This window comes from Bradyrhizobium sp. 137 (assembly GCF_023074095.1).
Lineage (GTDB): Bacteria > Pseudomonadota > Alphaproteobacteria > Rhizobiales > Xanthobacteraceae > Bradyrhizobium.
The window spans coordinates 1-1,668 of record NZ_JADPKU010000013.1 but is presented as its reverse complement, the minus strand read 5'-3'; the positions used below and the strand labels follow the sequence as shown (position 1 = coordinate 1,668).

1 protein-coding gene and 1 pseudogene are annotated in these 1,668 nt (G+C 61.9%); both read left to right on the top strand.

Annotated features, from left to right (window positions below; translation table 11 throughout):
* On the top strand, positions 1-771 hold a 771-nt coding region (locus tag IVA78_RS02710), incomplete at its 5' end, for a flagellin (protein ID WP_253075126.1).
* A gap of 323 nt (positions 772-1,094) precedes the next feature.
* Positions 1,095-1,668: pseudogene (locus IVA78_RS02705) on the top strand (flagellin); the annotation flags it as partial.

The following is a 1,668-nucleotide window of genomic DNA, read 5'->3' as shown; positions in this document are numbered from 1 at the left end:
AACGGCGGTACGGCGGTCAACGTCACCTTCGGCGACGGCACCAACGGAACGGTCAAGACGCTCGATCAACTCAACACCGCGCTTCAGGCCAACAACCTGTCTGCCACGATCGACGCCAACGGCCTGCTGACGATCTCGACCACCAACGACTACGCGTCCTCGACGCTTGGCTCGACGACTGCGGGTGGTGCGATCGGCGGAACGCTGACCTCGTCGCTGACGTTCTCGACGGCTTCCACCCCGGTCGCGGACACCGTTGCCCAGACGGCCCGTGCCAATCTGGTCAATCAGTACAACAACATCCTGAACCAGATCGACTCGACCGCGCAGGACTCCTCGTTCAACGGTGTCAACCTGCTCAACGGCGATCAGCTCAAGCTGGTGTTCGACGAGACCGCCAAGTCGAGCTTGAGCATCACCGGCGTGACCTACAACTCCAAGGGTCTGGGCCTCGCCGCGCTGACCAGCGGTGTCGACTTCATCGACAACGCTGCCACCAACAAGGTGCTGACCAACCTGAACAACGCGTCGAGCACGCTGCGTTCGGAGGCTTCCGCGCTCGGTTCGAACCTGACGATCGTGCAGGTGCGTCAGGACTTCAACAAGAACCTGATCAACGTGCTGCAGACCGGTTCGTCCAACCTGACCCTGGCCGACACCAACGTCGAGGCAGCGAACAGCCAGGCACTGTCGACCCGCCAGTCGATCGCGGTCTCCGCGCTGTCGCTGGCCAACCAGTCGCAGCAGAGCGTGCTCCAACTGCTCCGCTAACAAGCGGAAGACATCCCAAGCAAGATCTGGCGGCGGGGCTTCGGCCCCGCCGCTTTCCTTTTTGCGTCAACGTTTGCAGCCCCTTGGATGACGCTCGAAAAGTAACCCGCGGTTATGGTTAATGGAGCGTAAGGGTGGAAAATCGCCAACAAATTCAGTCGGGCTTCCGGTCCTGCCGGCGCTCACCGCGGTTCTTATGGTGAACCGGCGCTTAGGTCGGCGCGTCTCGTTTCACCCTTTGTTAGCCATGTCGCGGCACGCTGTTCCCGTCACTCGATCCGAAGCGATCGAACGAAGACGCGTAAACCAGAAGGGTAAGAGTTATGTCCGGTATTGTTCTCTCTGCGTCGGTTCGTCAGAACCTGCTCTCTCTCCAGTCCACCGCCGATCTGCTCGCCACCACACAGAACCGTCTGTCGACCGGCAAGAGCGTCAACTCGGCTCTCGACAATCCCACCAACTTCTTCACGGCACAGTCGCTCGACAACCGCGCCAGCGACATCAACAATCTGCTCGACGGCATCGCCAACGGCGTGCAGGTGCTGCAGGCTGCCAACACCGGCCTGACCTCGCTGCAGAAGCTGATCGACAGCGCCAAGTCGATCGCCAATCAGGCGCTGCAGACCACCGTCGGCTATTCTTCGAAGTCCAGCGTCTCCACCACGATCTCGGGTGCGACGGCTGCCGACCTGCGCGGTACGACGAGCTTTGCCAGCGCAGTCGCGAACAGCAACGTGCTCTATAGTGGCGCTGCAGGTGGCGTCACCGCGGCGACTTCGGGCGCCACGCTGGGCGGCATTCAGGGCACGAATACGGGAACCGTCATCAACGCTGCGACCACTGGTGCGAGCCTGCTGAACGGCACAGCGACCGCTGGCGACGCCAACGCCGGCGTTG